This window comes from Escherichia sp. TW14182 (genome assembly GCF_000208525.1).
In the GTDB taxonomy this organism is placed as follows: domain Bacteria; phylum Pseudomonadota; class Gammaproteobacteria; order Enterobacterales; family Enterobacteriaceae; genus Escherichia; species Escherichia ruysiae.
Genome location: NZ_AEJZ01000079.1, coordinates 1 through 15980 on the forward strand (window position 1 = coordinate 1; position 15980 = coordinate 15980).

17 protein-coding genes are annotated in these 15980 nt (G+C 47.2%); 6 read left to right on the forward strand and 11 right to left on the reverse strand.

The window, feature by feature from the left end; all coding sequences use genetic code 11:
* The first annotated feature begins 276 nt into the window (after positions 1–276).
* Entirely contained in the window at positions 277–813 is a 537-nt protein-coding gene (gene hpt, locus EQY_RS0107855; RefSeq protein WP_000683851.1) for a hypoxanthine phosphoribosyltransferase, read from the forward strand.
* A 40-nt stretch (positions 814–853) separates the two neighbouring features.
* Here hpt and can read toward each other — a convergent pair whose 3' ends face one another.
* On the reverse strand, positions 854–1516 hold the full coding sequence (gene can, locus EQY_RS0107860) for a carbonate dehydratase (protein WP_000651596.1): 663 nt from the start codon (positions 1514–1516) through the stop codon (positions 854–856).
* Between the two features lie 108 nt (positions 1517–1624).
* On the opposite strand from can, the gene EQY_RS0107865 reads away from it, so the two are divergent.
* The 4 genes from EQY_RS0107865 (at position 1625) to EQY_RS0107880 (ending at position 5146) form a co-directional block, all read left to right on the forward strand.
* Positions 1625–2551, forward strand: coding sequence for an ABC transporter ATP-binding protein (locus tag EQY_RS0107865; RefSeq protein ID WP_000150637.1), 927 nt, complete (start codon positions 1625–1627; stop codon positions 2549–2551).
* Complete coding sequence (locus tag EQY_RS0107870; RefSeq protein WP_000972201.1) at positions 2548–3318, forward strand: ABC transporter permease; 771 nt, start codon at positions 2548–2550, stop codon at positions 3316–3318. The genes EQY_RS0107865 and EQY_RS0107870 overlap by 4 nt, the downstream gene beginning before the upstream one ends.
* Before the next feature lie 104 nt (positions 3319–3422).
* Positions 3423–3863 carry a PTS sugar transporter subunit IIA gene (locus EQY_RS0107875; protein ID WP_000901973.1) on the forward strand — a complete coding sequence of 147 codons (441 nt, stop codon included), beginning with the start codon at positions 3423–3425 and terminating at the stop codon, positions 3861–3863.
* Between the two features lie 56 nt (positions 3864–3919).
* Positions 3920–5146: a polysaccharide deacetylase family protein gene (locus tag EQY_RS0107880; protein WP_000591806.1), complete on the forward strand. Its 1227-nt coding sequence runs from the start codon at positions 3920–3922 to the stop codon at positions 5144–5146.
* A gap of 3 nt (positions 5147–5149) precedes the next feature.
* Here the strand turns inward: EQY_RS0107880 and panD are convergent, their stop codons facing one another.
* Complete coding sequence (gene panD / locus EQY_RS0107885; protein WP_000621508.1) at positions 5150–5530, reverse strand: aspartate 1-decarboxylase; 381 nt, start codon at positions 5528–5530, stop codon at positions 5150–5152.
* 273 nt (positions 5531–5803) lie between these two features.
* Here panD and EQY_RS0107890 point away from each other — a divergent pair, with 273 nt between their 5' ends.
* On the forward strand, positions 5804–6718 hold the full coding sequence (locus tag EQY_RS0107890) for an Rpn family recombination-promoting nuclease/putative transposase (RefSeq protein ID WP_000339892.1): 915 nt from the start codon (positions 5804–5806) through the stop codon (positions 6716–6718).
* Positions 6719–6812: 94 nt separating this feature from the next.
* Here EQY_RS0107890 and panC read toward each other — a convergent pair whose 3' ends face one another.
* From panC to EQY_RS0107935, 9 genes are all read right to left on the reverse strand, one after another.
* Entirely contained in the window at positions 6813–7664 is an 852-nt protein-coding gene (panC, locus tag EQY_RS0107895; RefSeq protein WP_000905393.1) for a pantoate--beta-alanine ligase, read from the reverse strand.
* A gap of 11 nt (positions 7665–7675) precedes the next feature.
* Complete coding sequence (gene panB, locus EQY_RS0107900; RefSeq protein WP_000805494.1) at positions 7676–8467, reverse strand: 3-methyl-2-oxobutanoate hydroxymethyltransferase; 792 nt, start codon at positions 8465–8467, stop codon at positions 7676–7678.
* A gap of 112 nt (positions 8468–8579) precedes the next feature.
* Complete coding sequence (locus EQY_RS0107905) at positions 8580–9782, reverse strand: fimbrial-like adhesin (RefSeq protein WP_038808909.1); 1203 nt, start codon at positions 9780–9782, stop codon at positions 8580–8582.
* A 204-nt stretch (positions 9783–9986) separates the two neighbouring features.
* Positions 9987–10565 (reverse strand): fimbrial-like protein, encoded by a 579-nt coding sequence (locus EQY_RS0107910; RefSeq protein WP_000820615.1) that lies wholly within the window; start codon positions 10563–10565, stop codon positions 9987–9989.
* Between the two features lie 31 nt (positions 10566–10596).
* A complete protein-coding gene (locus EQY_RS0107915) occupies positions 10597–11181 on the reverse strand; it encodes a fimbrial protein (RefSeq protein ID WP_000832274.1) in 585 nt (194 codons plus the stop codon).
* 12 nt (positions 11182–11193) lie between these two features.
* Positions 11194–11754, reverse strand: coding sequence for a fimbrial protein (locus tag EQY_RS0107920; RefSeq protein WP_024165102.1), 561 nt, complete (start codon positions 11752–11754; stop codon positions 11194–11196).
* A 22-nt stretch (positions 11755–11776) separates the two neighbouring features.
* Positions 11777–14401 carry an outer membrane usher protein gene (locus EQY_RS0107925; RefSeq protein ID WP_000576774.1) on the reverse strand — a complete coding sequence of 875 codons (2625 nt, stop codon included), beginning with the start codon at positions 14399–14401 and terminating at the stop codon, positions 11777–11779.
* 14 nt (positions 14402–14415) lie between these two features.
* On the reverse strand, positions 14416–15144 hold the full coding sequence (locus EQY_RS0107930; protein ID WP_001167881.1) for a fimbrial chaperone: 729 nt from the start codon (positions 15142–15144) through the stop codon (positions 14416–14418).
* Positions 15145–15230: 86 nt separating this feature from the next.
* The gene (locus EQY_RS0107935; RefSeq protein WP_001035567.1) at positions 15231–15809 is read right to left on the reverse strand and encodes a fimbrial protein; all 579 of its coding nucleotides are present in this window, start codon (positions 15807–15809) and stop codon (positions 15231–15233) included.
* Positions 15810–15980: the final 171 nt, after the last annotated feature.

Here is a 15980-nt window from a genome sequence, read left to right on the forward strand (position 1 = left end):
TGCCTGTGAAAATAGTTTTATTGCTCATCTCTGTTTATTCCTGTTAATTGGTTGTCGACGTTGCGACTTGGCTGAATCATAACAGTGAGCAGAGCGGGCGCAAGTTGGTGTGAGGTGATACATAAGGTACAATCTGCCGCCTTAAAGTGTTTTCATGTGTTCTGGTGTTTTTCTGCCTGCGATATTGTTTTGTGTATCAATCGGTGTATCAATATCGATATTTGCAGAGGGTTAAAACGAGATTAAATTCAATAAAATCAATGTAATGGGTTATTGATGAAACATTATGTAGAAGTAATGATCCCCGAAGCGGAGATTAAAGCGCGTATCGCCGAACTGGGTCGTCAGATTACTGAGCGTTACAAAGACAGCGGCAGCGATATGGTGCTGGTAGGCCTGCTGCGTGGCTCATTTATGTTTATGGCGGACCTGTGCCGTGAAGTTCAGGTATCTCATGAAGTCGACTTTATGACCGCCTCCAGCTACGGTAGCGGCATGTCCACCACCCGTGATGTGAAAATCCTCAAAGATCTGGATGAAGATATCCGTGGCAAGGACGTGCTGATTGTTGAAGATATCATCGACTCGGGTAATACACTGTCGAAAGTGCGTGAAATCTTAAGCCTGCGCGAACCGAAGTCGCTGGCGATTTGTACGCTGCTGGATAAACCGTCCCGCCGTGAAGTGAACGTGCCGGTAGAATTTATCGGTTTCTCGATCCCGGATGAGTTTGTGGTGGGTTACGGTATTGATTACGCACAGCGTTACCGCCATCTGCCGTATATCGGCAAAGTGATTCTGCTGGACGAGTAAGTGCGGATTTGCCGGATGTGTTGCATCCGGCATGGCGAATTTATTTGTGATTGATGTGCTTCAGCTTGAGGTTGGAAATCCCGTGACGGTAACGTTGCTCCAGGGTTTCGCGGTTAGTGGCTGTGACATCCAGGTCACGCAATAAGCCGTCGTGAATGCCGTAAGCCCAGCCGTGAATGGTGACTTTCTGCCCGCGTTTCCACGCTGATTGCATAATGGTGGAGTGACCCAGGTTATATACCTGTTCCATTACGTTCAGTTCGCACAGGGTATCCAGACGACGCTCTGGCGGCATTTCGCCGAGCAATGAGCTATGTTTGAACCAGATATCGCGGATGTGCAGCAGCCAGTTGTTGATAAGCCCCAGTTCCGGGTTTTCAACAGCAGCTTGCACGCCGCCGCAACCATAGTGGCCACAGATAATAATATGTTCAACTTCGAGAACATCCACTGCATACTGAACCACGGAGAGGCAGTTTAGATCGGTGTGAATGACCAGGTTAGCAACATTACGGTGAACAAAGAGTTCGCCCGGCTCAAGACCTGTTAAACGTTCAGCAGGAACGCGACTGTCGGAACATCCAATCCATAGAAAGCGCGGTTTTTGCGCTTGTGCCAGTTTCTCAAAAAACCCGGGATCCTCTTCCACCAGCATTTTTGACCATAGTGCATTATTGCTGATGAGTGTATCTATGTCTTTCATGGAGGTTAACGACCTGTAACCAAATAATTACGTTTGGCTAATATAGGGCAACTCCGGGACGATTTAAACCACAGATAAAGTGTAAGAACGTAAGGTAAGTAAAAATTTATGACCATTGCACTGGAACTTCAACAGCTTAAAAAAACCTATCCAGGCGGCGTTCAGGCGCTTCGTGGAATAGATTTGCAGGTCGAAGCGGGTGATTTTTATGCGCTTCTCGGGCCGAATGGGGCCGGGAAATCGACCACTATCGGTATTATCAGCTCGCTGGTAAATAAGACCTCCGGGCGCGTCAGCGTATTTGGTTACGATCTTGAAAAAGATGTCGTTAATGCCAAACGCCAGTTGGGGCTGGTGCCGCAGGAATTTAACTTCAACCCGTTTGAAACCGTGCAGCAAATTGTGGTGAATCAGGCAGGGTACTACGGCGTGGAGCGCAAAGAAGCGTACATCCGCAGCGAAAAATATCTTAAACAACTCGATCTATGGGGAAAACGCAACGAACGTGCGCGTATGTTATCTGGCGGGATGAAGCGCCGTTTAATGATTGCCCGTGCGTTAATGCATGAACCTAAACTACTGATTCTCGACGAACCGACCGCAGGCGTGGATATTGAACTTCGCCGCTCAATGTGGGGCTTTTTGAAGGATTTAAACGACAAAGGCACCACCATCATTCTCACCACACACTACCTGGAAGAAGCAGAAATGCTGTGCCGCAATATCGGCATTATTCAACACGGTGAGCTGGTGGAAAATACCTCGATGAAGGCGCTGCTGGCGAAGCTGAAATCGGAAACCTTTATTCTCGATCTCGCACCGAAAAGCCCGTTGCCGAAGCTCGATGGTTATCAGTATCGACTGGTAGATACCGCCACGCTTGAAGTTGAAGTGCTGCGCGAGCAGGGGATCAACAGTGTGTTTACGCAGTTAAGCGAGCAGGGCATTCAGGTATTAAGTATGCGTAACAAAGCCAACCGTCTGGAAGAGCTGTTTGTTTCACTGGTTAATGAAAAACAAGGAGATCGCGCATGATGCATCTTTACTGGGTGGCGTTAAAAAGCATCTGGGCGAAAGAAATTCATCGCTTTATGCGTATCTGGGTGCAGACGCTGGTGCCGCCGGTCATCACCATGACCCTTTACTTTATTATCTTCGGCAACCTGATTGGTTCGCGCATTGGTGATATGCATGGCTTCAGCTATATGCAGTTCATCGTGCCGGGGCTGATCATGATGTCGGTGATCACCAATGCCTACGCCAACGTTGCTTCATCATTTTTTGGTGCCAAGTTCCAGCGTAATATTGAAGAGTTGCTGGTCGCTCCGGTTCCAACGCACGTGATTATCGCCGGATATGTCGGCGGTGGTGTTGCGCGTGGGTTGTTTGTTGGCATTCTGGTGACGGCGATTTCGCTGTTCTTTGTGCCGTTTCAGGTGCATTCGTGGGTATTCGTTGCCTTAACCCTGGTGCTCACGGCGGTGCTATTCTCCCTTGCGGGTTTGCTGAACGGTGTGTTTGCCAAAACGTTCGATGACATCAGCCTGGTGCCAACCTTTGTATTAACGCCACTCACGTATTTGGGCGGGGTCTTTTACTCCCTGACTTTGCTGCCGCCGTTCTGGCAGGGACTGTCGCATCTGAACCCGATCGTTTATATGATCAGTGGTTTCCGCTACGGCTTCCTCGGCATTAATGATGTGCCGCTGGTCACGACTTTTGGCGTACTGGTTGTTTTTATTATTGCGTTTTATCTGATCTGCTGGTCGCTGATCCAGCGTGGGCGCGGCTTGCGTAGCTAAGTCGCTCTCCTCTCCTCCGGATACGGGGGAGGGGAGTTTTGACGGCTATCACCCTTTATCAATACTGGTCAGGGTAGACTGATTTTCGGCTAAGGAGGAAAGCGATGTTAGGTTGGGTTATTACCTGTCACGACGATAGGGCGCAAGAGATACTGGATGCGCTGGAAAAAAAACATGGTGCACTTATCCAGTGCCGGGCAGTGAATTTCTGGCGCGGGTTAAGTTCAAATATGCTTAGCCGCATGATGTGCGATGCTCTGCATGAAACTGATTCTGGCGATGGGGTGATTTTTTTAACCGATATAGCAGGCGCTGCACCTTATCGCGTTGCGTCGTTATTAAGCCACAAGCATTCTCGTTGTGAAGTCATTTCTGGGGTGACGTTACCGTTAATTGAGCAGATGCTCCCCTGTCGGGAGACAATGTCCAGTGCGGCATTTCGAGAGCATATCGTGGCATCAGGAGCACCTGAAGTCAGTAGCCTCTGGCATCAGCAACAAAAGAATCCCCCTTTTGTCCTCAAGCACAATTGGTTCGAGTATTAAATCGCATTCTGATTTTGCTACACTAACTGCGTTGTTTCTCGCCTGGTAGTTTCCTCATGATTAAAAAGATAATTTTCCTGGTGCTGCTGGTTTCATCTGCTGTCAGCGCAGCACTTCCCACGCGTTATATGCAAACCACTCAGGATGCGACTATCTGGGGAAAAATTGGCGACAACACGGTAACCGTCGGTAACATTCGTGCCGGGCAGATTATTTCGGTCATCCCAACCGCTGCCGATTATTATGAATTCAATTTTGGTTTTGCTACGGGGTATATTGATAAAGGTCATCTTGAACCTGTACAAGGGCGGCAAAAAGTTGAAGATGGTCTGGGTGATCTGAATAAACCACTGAGCAACCAAAATCTTATTACCTGGAAAGATACGCCGGTATATAACGCGCCCGATGCAGGCAGTGCGCCATTTGGCGTGCTGGCCGATAACTTGCGTTATCCCATTATCAGTAAATTGAAAGATCGCCTGAATCAAACCTGGTATCAAATTCGTATTGGCGAACGTCTGGCCTATATCAGCGCGCTGGATGCGCAGCAGGATAATGGTATTCCTGTATTGACCTACCATCATATTTTACGCGATGAAGAGAATACCCGTTTTCGCCATACGTCGACCACAACGTCGGTACGTGCATTCAATAACCAGATGACCTGGTTGCGTGACAGGGGATATACCACGTTGACCTTGTATCAACTGGAAGGATATCTGCGTAATTCGATGAATCTACCCGCTCGCGCGGTTGTGCTGACGTTTGATGATGGTTTGAAATCGGTGAGTCGTTATGCATACCCCATTCTGAAACAATACGGTATGAAGGCGACGGCATTTATTATTACCTCGCGTATTAAACGCCATCCACAAAAATGGAATCCACAGTCGTTACAGTTTATGAGTATTTCTGAACTGCATGATGTCAGCGATGTTTTTGATTTCCAGTCACATACCCATTTTTTACATCGGGTTGATGGTTATCGCCGACCCATATTACTTAGCCGCAGTGAGCATAATATTTTGTTTGATTTTGAACGTTCACGTCGGGCGCTGACGCAATTTAATCCGCATGTATTGTATCTTTCTTATCCGTTTGGCGGATTTAATGACAAAGCGGTTAAAGCGGCAAATGATGCCGGATTTCATCTGGCGGTGACGACCATGAAAGGTAAAGTAAAACTGGGGGATAATCCCTTGTTGCTAAAACGGCTTTATATCTTAAGAACAGATTCGCTGGAGACGATGTCGCGGCTGGTGAGTAACCAGCCGCAGGGGTGATTATCAGGCAACCTGAACTGGAATCGCTTTCGCGGTACGTTTCATTTCGTTGTCGCCTTCAAAGTAGGCAACGTTGGGGCGCCAGGTGCGGGCTTCGGCATCTGGCATAGTGACGAAGCTGGCGATGATGACAATATCGCCGACGCTGGCGCAGTGAGCCGCAGCGCCGTTGACAGAAATAATTCTCGAACCGCGCTCTGCCGCGATGGCGTAGGTGGAGAAACGCTTGCCGTTGGTGACATTCCAGATATCAATGGCTTCGTTTTCGAGAATACCGGCTGCGTCAAGAAAATCCTGGTCAATGGCGCAAGAACCTTCATAGTGCAGGTCCGCATGAGTCACTTTCACGCGGTGGAGTTTGCCCTGCAGCATCGTGCGAATCATAACTTCTACCTTTCTACCCTGTCGTTAACGAAGCAGGCGGTGCCTGCTTTGAGAAAATTCTCACGCAGTATTGCCCGATTTTTGTTTAGTGTCTACTCATCTGACGGCATTTGCATCAGCAGTTTGCGTACCGCGCCGAAGCCCGCCATGCAACGCCTGTAACCAATTGAAATTTCTCTGAACGCTGCTCGGTAAACAATAAAGAGGCGGCTGACGACTGCGCGCCTTGACTGGATACTGCCTTCACGCAAGACAACACGGAAGGCAGGTAAGATGGACGCACCAAGTACCACGCCGCATGACGCGGTGTTTAAACAATTTTTAATGCATGCGGATACCGCTCGCGACTTCCTCGACATACACCTGCCTGAGGAATTGCGTGAGATCTGCGATCTCAACACGCTGCATCTGGAGTCGGGGAGTTTCATCGAAGAAAGCCTGAAAGGGCACAGCACCGACGTGCTCTATTCTGTGCAAATGCTGGGTAATCCCGGCTATCTGTATGTCGTGATTGAACATCAAAGCAAGCCGGACAAAAAAATGGCCTTTCGCATGATGCGCTACTCTATTGCCGCCATGCACCGACATCTGGAGGCTGACCACGATAAGCTGCCGCTGGTGGTGCCGATTCTGTTTTATCAGGGCGAGGCCACGCCTTACCCGCTCTCAATGTGCTGGTTTGATATGTTTTACTCACCGGAACTGGCGCGACGTGTCTACAACAACCCTTTCCCGCTGGTGGATATCACCATCACGCCGGATGACGAGATCATGCAACATCGGCGGATTGCGATTCTCGAACTGCTGCAAAAACATATTCGCCAGCGCGACTTAATGTTATTGCTGGAGCAACTGGTCACGCTGATTGACGAAGGGTACACTAGCGGAAGTCAGTTAGTTGCCATGCAAAACTATATGCTGCAACGCGGTCATACTGAACAAGCGGATTTGTTTTACGGTGTGGTGAGAGACAGGGAATCGGGAGGGGAGTCTATGATGACGTTGGCGCAGTGGTTTGAAGAGAAGGGGATTGAGAAGGGGATTGAGAAGGGAATTGAGAAGGGGATTCAGCAGGGAATTGAGAAGATGGCCCATCGTCTTCTGAGTAAAGGAATGTCTCGGGAAGACGTTGCAGAGATGGCAAATTTACCTCTTGCCGAGATTGATAAGCTGATTAACTCTAACTAAATTGCCTGCGATATGAATAATCGCTTACAGACGTCATCGCCATGACGTGGGCAAATGAATAACTGGCGCCATCAGCCGTAGCGCCAGTTAAGTATTACGCCAGTTCGACTATTTTATTGTCGATCAGGCGAGCGTCGCCAAGCCAGGCGGCTACCAGAATCACGGCGCGTTTACTGTTTTCAGTGACTTCCAGCAACGTGTCAGCATCACGAATCTGAATATCATCGGCGCGGAAACCTTTTTCATTCAGTTCTTGCCCGGCAATGGCAATAATTTCATCGAGATCCCGCTCTCCAGCCTGCAATTTGTCGGCAATCGAACTTAAAACCTTGTACAGGCCTGGCGCAATTTTGCGTTGTTCTGCCGTCAGATAACCATTACGGGAACTGAGCGCCAGACCGTCTTTCGCGCGCATAATCGGCACACCGACAATCTCAATATCAAAGCCCATTTCGGCAACCATTTTGCGGATCAGCGCCAGTTGCTGAAAATCTTTTTCACCGAAGCAGGCGATGTCCGGCTGGACAAGGTTGAACAGTTTGCTGACGATGGTCGAAACGCCACGGAAATGCCCTGGGCGGCTGGCACCTTCCAGCATGGTGGAAAGACCGGGAACATCAACATAGGTGTGGGTTTCTGTACCGTTCGGGTAGATCTCTTTTACTGATGGAGCGAAAACCAGATCCACTTTACGTTTATTCAGCTTCTCGCAGTCTTCCTGCAAGGTGCGTGGATAGCGAGCCAGATCTTCCGGGCGATCGAACTGCATCGGGTTAACGAAAATACTGACGACGACCACATCGGCGCGGGCTTTCGCTTCATCGACCAGCTTCATATGACCATCGTGCAGGTTACCCATGGTAGGCACCAGCGCCACACGCTTGCCTTCCATACGCAGGCGGCGGATTTGCTGACGCAGCAGCGGCAGAGTTTCGATAATTAACACAACGTGACTCCTTAATGGAAACTGTGTTCTTCGCCCGGATAAGCGCCGGACTCCACTTCAGCCATATACTGCCGTACAGCAGCGCGGATGTCGCCCGCTTCGGCAAGGAAATTTTTGGCGAATTTAGGTATGTGACCACCGGTTATGCCGAATGCGTCGTGCATCACGAGGATTTGTCCGTCGGTTACATTCCCCGCGCCAATACCGATAACCGGAATCGCCAGCGCCTCGGTAATACGTTTTGCCAGCTCAACCGGTACGCATTCCAGCACCAGCAACTGTGCCCCAGCGGCTTCTAAGGCTAAGGCGTCATTAAGTAAACGGTCGCCTGCATCGCCACGCCCTTGCACTTTATAACCACCGAAAATATTCACTGACTGTGGCGTTAAGCCCAAATGCCCACAAACAGGAACTGCGCGTTCGGTCAGCATTTGAACTGTTTCTACCAGCCAGGCACCGCCTTCGATTTTGACCATATTCGCACCCGCGCGCATGACAGTTGCGGCGTTTTCAAATGCTTGTTCAGGAGTGGCATAAGCCATAAATGGCAGGTCAGCCAGCAGCAGACAGTTTGGCGCACCGCGACGAACGGCGGCAGTGTGGTAGGCGATATCTTCCACAGTGACAGGGAGGGTGGAGTCATGGCCCTGAACCGTCATTCCAAGGGAATCCCCCACCAGCATGACGTTAATTCCTTCGTCGGCAAACAATTTTGCAAAGCTATAGTCGTAAGCAGTGATGGTGGCGAAGCGTTTTTTTTCCTGTTTACATTTTTGCAGCAGGGAAATGGTAGTTGGTTTCATAACGTGTCCTGATGGCTAATGTCAGATCTGTTGGCATTCTATCAGTCGTATTAAGGGGGGCAATCGTTTTAGTGGCTCACATCGTCAGTTGCCTGACGATGTGTTTGGCTTGTCAAGGGTAGGTAATCTGGAATCTGCCGGTGGCTTCGAAATCGCCTGCTTTTATCGTACTATTCCCGTCTTGCTTCAATGTCGCCTGAAATTCAAGGGGCTGTGTTGTGCCTTGACCTTTTCCGGGGTAAATCCCCCCTGATGAATCAATCTCGCTTTCATACGCTTTATAAACAGACGTTCCTACATTAGGCTCAAGAACCATTTTTCCATTAACACTGTTTTTTAAGCCTTCAATAAGTACGCCGACGCCCTCTGCTGCACCGTTACCTTGCAGGGTATTGGCGAGTAACTTTTTATTCTGTTGCCCTATTTTTGCAGAGGTCATTTTGGTTTCAATATTTTGTACTCGAATACAGTTTTGCAATGTTATCTGAAAAGGCACAGGCGTTGCGCCATTTTTAATTTGACTGACTTCGTAGCTCCCCAATGCGACAGTTGAGTTCTGGACGGTATCTCCTGTTACAACTGAAGAAAAACATGTAGGAAGCGATAGTTTTACATTACTTAAATTAAAGTTGATATAGATAGGTCCGCTGTATCCCTGGATCGCTGAGCCGGCGTCTTCGGCTTTAAAACGATAAATATAATCACTTGTGCTCAGTAATGTGATATTTTGGGTTGCTGTAGGCGCAAACGTGGCATCTGTATAAAATTCAACGGTAAAAGTCTGGAATATTCCTCCTAATCCCCAAAATTGTGGATAGTTATTATCCATGTCTTTACATCTTCTTTCCATATCGGCGTCATGGAATACAAAGTGAAATTTTTGCGCTTCTGTATCCCCGATATATATTTCAGAAACATCTGCTCTTGTATTATAAGCTGACCATATAGCTGAAATTTTTAATGTGTAATAAAGTCCGGTAACAGATGTTTTGAATAATTTATGTCCGCCATAAGAGAGTCCGGAGTCGACCATTGCATTTCGTATCGTCATCGGGCCACCAGAGGCGCTCTTATGTGCTGTACAATAAAGAACACCATTAGAAGCTGTATCCTGACCCTCCCAGTATAATTGTACCCCAGTAGGACCCAACGATTTCGGGCGATAAAACACCAGACTATTATTTCCAGGATACATAAAATTTACGCGACCATCTCTGTCTGGTGGAGTCGCGCCGGCACCCACAATAAAATCAATTTTTGCGTAACAAACAGAACTAAACAAAAAAAGAATACTAAAAAAATAATATGTGAAGATGTTTTCATATTCACTCCTTTAAATATGTTTGTTGTATGAGTGCATAATAAATTGTCTTACTAAAGAATAGCTGGCATAGCTAACCTGAGGCGTTCGTCCAGGCGATAGTGAAATTGTGCTTGTCAATTGCACCTGCTCATTGAGAATTTCTAATTGTGTTAAAATCATAGGTTCCATCCTGATTTTTCCATTTCCTTACGCTGGTTATTCGTACCATGCATCGACCAGTACGCTGGTTGTCACTTTGCCACTACCAACGCTGGCAGCGTTATTGACTTTTTGCATTCTGGTATAAAAATTCCAGCGTGAGTCATTCATTTTATCGGCGTCGATAGCGTATACAGACCGGGAAACTCCTGCAGGAGACCAGACATTAAACTTATTATTACTGTCATTAACCGAAAAAATGACTATTCCGATATTACTGGCTCCGTTGATGTCCTCGTTTGGGAATATCTGCGATGAGCCAGGTGCAAAAGAGCCCGTTCTGGGTTTAAAGTCCAAGTGCAACTGTTTTGTTCCGGTTAATGCTGTACCGGAACAACCAGATAACAGAATGGAGAAGTTTTTGCCGCCCGTATAATATTGTTCCGCTGTCGTGCTGTTGGCGAAATAATCCAGCCCTACAGTGGCTAAATTAATGATACCGTTATTGTCGATTTCCATTTTGCAAGTTGAGCTGAGAACTTTAGCATTAAAATCAACATTAAGCTCCGCATAGGCGGCGGAACACATCAAGGCTATGTTTATCGTTAAAGCGGCAAATAAATTATGTCTTTTCATAACATCACTTTTGCACTGGCTACGTCAAAATTTACTGGTAAGTGATGTTAAACACCGCAGGGGTGTTAAAATCACCGGCTCTGACGTCAGTATCTGCTTTGCCACTGTCGCGTACCAACCGTGCGCTAAGCGGAAACACTTTGGCATTATTCGTCATGTTCACAGTGGTCGAGTTTTTAGCTTTACACTCGATTTGCTTACCACTGTCTGGTGTCGCAGAGTCCCAAACTTCGACGGCTACCGCTTCCGCTTTGTTGGTCGATGCGGCGTTAGCAAATGCTTTCCCATTGCCGTTGCCATCACAAGTTGCGCCATTTCCCGGGCTTAGGGTAAATACCGCCTGATTCTGTGGCAGACCATCACAGCCGCTAAATGCCAACTGGAATTTTTGCACCTTTGCTTTGCTGATCACTTCGGGAATATAGACGTTCTGGAAATTGACGGTGTCAATCTTTGCACTACCCGTGTCCTGCAACTCAACTTTACAGGTCCCGGCGGTGATATTGGTAACAATAGTCAAATCTAATGCGTCAACGGTCGCTTGCACCGGGTTGATACCAAGAGTAGCGCAGGTCAAAACACTCGCGACACACCAGGCTAATTTTACTCTTTTCATTAGATTACCCCGTTACTCATAGGTGAAATTAAACGTGACTTTGGCATCAAATGGGCCGATCGTGCCAGTATTTGGCGTAACTTCACGCATGGCTGCGCTTAAGTTTAATCCTTTACTCATTTCATCGGCCGTCCATACAATGGTGGTGTTATTATTTAAGCCAAAGTAGACATCGTCCGATGATGACTGGCGGCGGAAAGCAACGCCAATGTTTGAGGCCTTGCCAGTGGCTGAAGACGGTATGGCTAACACGGGTTGTTCGGTAGATGTTTTTTCCGCTTTTATTGTCGTTTTCAGTCCTGTAAGCCCATTACAGTTAGCAGGCTTCAATGTAAAGTTTGCCTGGCTCTCGGCACCTTTAGCACGCAATTGATCGAGACGAATATCGGGAATAGTTAGCTTATAGGCGTTCGTTCCTGCATTACTGATGTTTGAACCGCCATAGGGGATCACCGACATATCACAGGTTGGCTGTACGATTGTGGCGATGAACTTTACATCGACATCAACAGCGAACACTGGAGCGGTTAGCATAAGTGCGCCTAAAGCAAAGGGAATACTTTTCCGTCTCATAGCTTTTCCAAAATTTGCGGATTTAGCGAGTCACAGATACCGTACACAGTACGTTATCCAACAACAGGGACCGGTTGCCACTTTCTTCAGTAGCTGTCATCGGAACCTGATAATGAGCAAGGCAATGCTGAGCTTGTCTGTTCTCATCGAACCAGTTCACCCGCAACACCCCTTTATCTTCTATACCTCTGATAAAGGCCCGGTTACCCTGGCCGATATAACCAAGGACATTACCTTGTTCATCGGTGACATCTGCGGCAAACGGCAATGGCTGGCCGTCATTGCGGTGTAGGGTCACCATTGCTGAGCGCCCCTGGTCAGTTTCAAAGTTGGTCAGTGTGATAGCACCGTAGCGCGGTACGGTGCGGGAACTGGTACTTTTTAGCTCGACATCGTTTTCCAGCCCTTTAATATCCAGGCTGATGTTATTTTCCTTGTAAGGCGATGCGGATGAGGAGATGCCATATCCCCAGCGATCGATGGTATTGTTACCATAGTTTATTCGTGCGCCTGCAGCGCCAGGGGCTTTTACCAGAACCAATGTATCGCTGTCGCTGAAGCTGTCGCCAGAAAACGTAACCCCTCCCTGATGCAGAACAAAACCGCCGTCAGTGCTTAATGACATCTGACGGTTACTGTCAGTATCTGCACTTGCGGAAGCAGACAACGTTCCCCAGGGAGATTCGTAACTTATGTAGCCCCCGATATCAGCCAGATCGGTACTGTTTTTATTGATGATGTAATCAGTACTCACGCTGTAGCTGTATTTACCATCACCGCTGGCACCGTTGGTGCTGGCGCTGAAAGCGTGGCTGCCGTTAAAGTCGGTGTTCATTCGTGCGTCAACGTACTGGAAGCCACTTTCACGTCGTTTACCACCAAACAATTTTTCGATAGGAAGGCTGACGCTCAGATAGAAACTATCATCCTGCTCGCCATCTTCATTCCAGGTACGCTGAATGGAAGCACTCCAGGAGCCCCAATCCGTCCCTTTGCTGTAGCCCATTGAGTAGTAGCTCCGGCTGCTGCTTCCGCCCCAGTAATCTGTCCAGCTACCGTTCAGATAAAAAGAACCATAATCTATCTCTTTAAATTTCAACGGTTGGTTGAGGCTGATCGTAAACTGGTTGCGTAGACGCTGGTAAGTGTTCATCGTCTGCCGTTCATTGGCGGGGAGATGTTTGGCATCATCCTGTAGATTCAGTGCGTCATTGAGCCCCAGGTAGTTGCTGGTGGAGTAGCGATAAGCGGCAAGATTTAAAGACGTATTGGTTTCATTAAACATTTTGTTCCATGAAACACGGTAGCTCTGCCCTGTGTAGGTCTTGTCCTCATATATCCTGGCCTGAGATTGCGTCACATCAAACGACACGGCGCCAATTGACGTGTTTACCCCGACCCCTAACAGGAAGGCCTGGTAGTCAGCATCGGTGAGTTGAATGCCGGTGTAGCCAGTAAAGGTGTTGTTAATGCCGTAATACCATGTACCTTGTAGAAGATTGTAATCATCGCGAAGATCGTCGCGATCAATCTGCCCGCCGCTGATATCCCAGCGACCCACGCCAGGGCGCAGCATCTGAATAACGGACGAGAAGGGTTGAGAGAAAGTGCGACGCGAACCATCTGCTTCCTCGATAGTGACTAACAGGTCGTTGCCGTAGCCGGAAGGGGAAATATCGTCGATGGCGAACTCACCCGGAGGAACGGTGCCTTCATAAATTTTGTAGCCGCCCTGTGTTACGGTAACCTTAGCGTTGCTGTTAGCAACACCACGGATAACAGGCGCAAATCCGGTCATTGACGGTGGCAACATGCGGTCGTCGCTATACAGGCGTACCCCTTTTATACTAACGGAGTCGAAAGTTTCCCCGGTTGTATAGGTTTCCCCGACCACTAATTGTGAGCGAATAAATGGCAGTTCACGCTGAAGATAGCTGTTCTGGAAATCCAGATTGCTGCCAATATCCTGCTGCCAACTGTAGTTACCGTTGCTTCTCAGATGCCAGTTTCCGAGGTTAATACCGGTATTGAAGGCGGTATAAAAAGTCTGGTTTTCGTCGTTATGCTGCGTGTTGCGCCAGGCATTCATACGATAGGAGAGCATGGCTGCATTTATACCATCCTCCCATAGTGAAGGATCAACATAGCCCTGGTAATTACGCATGATCCAGACTTGCGGAACTGTCAGTTCCAGTTTTTGATCGTTAGTATCGAAATAAACCTGTGACTGTGGAATAGCTTTTGCGATATCAAGGCAATCATCTGCGCTTTCATTGCGTTTTTGTAATACTGCTTCTCCGTCCCGGAGATCAGGTTGTTTTATATGAAGCTGACTCAGTATTTTTCGCGAAATACAGGCTTCGGCGTTTCTCTTGCCCACATCAATCATTTCGATGTTCAGGCTGCTGGCGGAAATATTATTGACGTAAACCTTTACGTCATAATTTCCAGGCATTGCCGGGTTGCCATCAGAATAGCGCGATAAGTCTATTCCTCTGGCGGAAGAGCCCATGAGAAAGCTTGGGTCGTACTCAATCGTCTCTGTTGCATTCGTGCTTTGGGCATAAATGCAGGAGAAGATAATAGCGATCCTTGTTAATTTACAATGAGCCATCTTTTTTTTATACTCGCATCGCAAAAAAATCATCAATAAAATCAGGTTTAAAGATTGCTTTCACCTTTAATTTCACTGCCATAATCACTAATTGCTGAATAGCGTAATTTTGCGCCGCCTATAGATGTTTGTAGCCCTTGCACACTAAAATCGCTATTGCTATTTGGAGCTATCATAGAAGTATTTACAACATAAGACTTTGTGCCTGATACAACATCAACGGCTGAAAATGAGACATAGTATGGAGTAGGGTTAGTTACTTTGATTTTATTACCGCTCCATTGCCATTTTAATTGGGATGGCGCCGTAAACGGATCACCACTTAACCCCTCCGGTCGGTAAAATAATTTAATGCGCGTACGGAAAGCCAGTTGCAGAAGATTTTTATTTTCAGCTTCTTTATCTTTTACTTTAGGCGGTACTTCCAGCACATTAAACCAAAAGACACTTTCGCGATCTTTTGGTAACGTCTGGCTATTCGTATAGGTGATTGTCACTGTCTGACCGCGTTTCGGGTCGATGCGTGAAACCGGGGGGGTAGCGTTAAACGGAACTTTAATGGTCGCCGGATCGGCATTATCGTCACCCGTATCCAGCCATGACTGAACCAGTAATGGGCGCGAGCCTTTATTTTCCAGGCGCATAGTGACATTCTTGTCTTTTTCTTTATAAATAACACGTGTTCCGTTAATGACAATATCAGCCTGCGCAACTGATGCGAAAACAGATAAAGTACTTGCAAGTAATAGCGGAATAATTTTCTGATAAATCTGCATCTCTTCTCTCCTTGAAAAACGCAAAATCATAAATAAGAGGCTGCAAGTACAGCCTCTTAATACAATTAATTCAACTCCAATAAAAATTAATTGTAAGTTAAGGTATAGGTGCTGTTAGTTTTCACATGACCAGAGGTCACGGTGGCATTAGCATCAGACTTCACATAAGATGCTTTTAAATGGAAGTTCGCAACATGAGTGGTGGTGTCGAATGCTTCAGTGATCTGGTTGCTCGGGTTATTCACTTCGACCAGATTCAGTGCTCCAGTATTATTTACATGGTGCAGAGCGATATCGACATTACCTGCTGGATCCTGAACTGAGCCGTCATTACTCAAAGTACCCTGGTTAGAGTTATGGTACATAGAACTGAAACTCATGACTGCGTTTTGAGCCGTTGCATTACCTGTCGCACAATCAACTTTAATATTAATATCTTCCGGGAACCCACCTGCAGCAGTTTTGCTCATTGCCGGGACATCAGCAATTTGTGCAGTCTGTAGCATAACCGTAACGTCTTTACCGCCACCATTTATTGTCGTTACACAAGTACCAGCGGTAACAAAACCACCGATATTCAACTGCCCACCGTCAACACCAGCCATTACTGAACCGGCTGAAAGGGAAGATGCTGCTAATACGATGGCAAGTAGCTTTTTGTTCATTAAAATTCTCCATAAAAAAAGAGAGACGAATCAATAACAAATATTAATTTATTGTTATTCTACGTCTTCCAAAAACGCGGCAGAGACTAGCAATATAAGGATGAAAATAAAAATTGATGGTGTGAATGATTTGGGGTGATTTATTGATTTACCTTCACTTGCATTCATCAT

Excerpts from the sequence above, each read along its gene's own strand:
- EQY_RS0107915 (WP_000832274.1), bottom strand. The coding sequence starts at position 11,181 with ATGAAAAGAGTAAAATTAGCCTGGTGTGTCGCGAGTGTTTTGACCTGC.
- EQY_RS0107925 (WP_000576774.1), bottom strand. The coding sequence starts at position 14,401 with ATGATTTTTTTGCGATGCGAGTATAAAAAAAAGATGGCTCATTGTAAA.
- EQY_RS0107910 (WP_000820615.1), bottom strand. The coding sequence starts at position 10,565 with ATGAAAAGACATAATTTATTTGCCGCTTTAACGATAAACATAGCCTTG.
- EQY_RS0107875 (WP_000901973.1), top strand. The coding sequence starts at position 3,423 with ATGTTAGGTTGGGTTATTACCTGTCACGACGATAGGGCGCAAGAGATA.
- EQY_RS0107890 (WP_000339892.1), top strand. The coding sequence starts at position 5,804 with ATGGACGCACCAAGTACCACGCCGCATGACGCGGTGTTTAAACAATTT.
- panD (WP_000621508.1), bottom strand. The coding sequence starts at position 5,530 with ATGATTCGCACGATGCTGCAGGGCAAACTCCACCGCGTGAAAGTGACT.
- panB (WP_000805494.1), bottom strand. The coding sequence starts at position 8,467 with ATGAAACCAACTACCATTTCCCTGCTGCAAAAATGTAAACAGGAAAAA.
- EQY_RS0107930 (WP_001167881.1), bottom strand. The coding sequence starts at position 15,144 with ATGCAGATTTATCAGAAAATTATTCCGCTATTACTTGCAAGTACTTTA.
- hpt (WP_000683851.1), top strand. The coding sequence starts at position 277 with ATGAAACATTATGTAGAAGTAATGATCCCCGAAGCGGAGATTAAAGCG.
- EQY_RS0107870 (WP_000972201.1), top strand. The coding sequence starts at position 2,548 with ATGATGCATCTTTACTGGGTGGCGTTAAAAAGCATCTGGGCGAAAGAA.
- EQY_RS0107920 (WP_024165102.1), bottom strand. The coding sequence starts at position 11,754 with ATGAGACGGAAAAGTATTCCCTTTGCTTTAGGCGCACTTATGCTAACC.
- EQY_RS0107880 (WP_000591806.1), top strand. The coding sequence starts at position 3,920 with ATGATTAAAAAGATAATTTTCCTGGTGCTGCTGGTTTCATCTGCTGTC.
- can (WP_000651596.1), bottom strand. The coding sequence starts at position 1,516 with ATGAAAGACATAGATACACTCATCAGCAATAATGCACTATGGTCAAAA.
- EQY_RS0107935 (WP_001035567.1), bottom strand. The coding sequence starts at position 15,809 with ATGAACAAAAAGCTACTTGCCATCGTATTAGCAGCATCTTCCCTTTCA.
- EQY_RS0107865 (WP_000150637.1), top strand. The coding sequence starts at position 1,625 with ATGACCATTGCACTGGAACTTCAACAGCTTAAAAAAACCTATCCAGGC.